A 282-nucleotide genomic window follows, 5' to 3' on the forward strand; every position below is an offset into this window, starting at 1 on the left:
CAAAGCCCATTTCTTCGCCGAGCCGGCGATGAGCCGCGTCTTCAGTAGGCTCGCCATCGCGCGGATGTCCGCAACAGGTATTGGTCCACAACCCGCCGGAGTGGTATTTCTCCGGCGCCCGACGCTGGAGCAACAACCAACCACGGGAGTCGAACACGAAGAGGGAAAAAGAGCGGTGAAGCAAGCCTTCTTGATGGGCCTTAAGTTTATTCGCCTCCCCGGTTTGCTGATCATTGGCATCAACCAAAATGAGAAGCTCATCCATTACCGGCACCCCTGACT

General features: G+C 56.7%; 1 protein-coding gene. It reads right to left on the reverse strand.

Annotation, left to right across the window (positions count from 1 at the left end; all coding sequences use genetic code 11):
* The coding region (locus QMX84_RS26400; RefSeq protein WP_282365158.1) for an NUDIX domain-containing protein at positions 1–265 on the reverse strand (265 nt) is incomplete at its 3' end.
* Positions 266–282 lie beyond the last annotated feature (17 nt).

The sequence above is a fragment of the Pseudomonas sp. PS01297 genome, assembly GCF_029959305.1.
GTDB classification, from domain to species: Bacteria; Pseudomonadota; Gammaproteobacteria; order Pseudomonadales; family Pseudomonadaceae; genus Aquipseudomonas; species Aquipseudomonas helleri.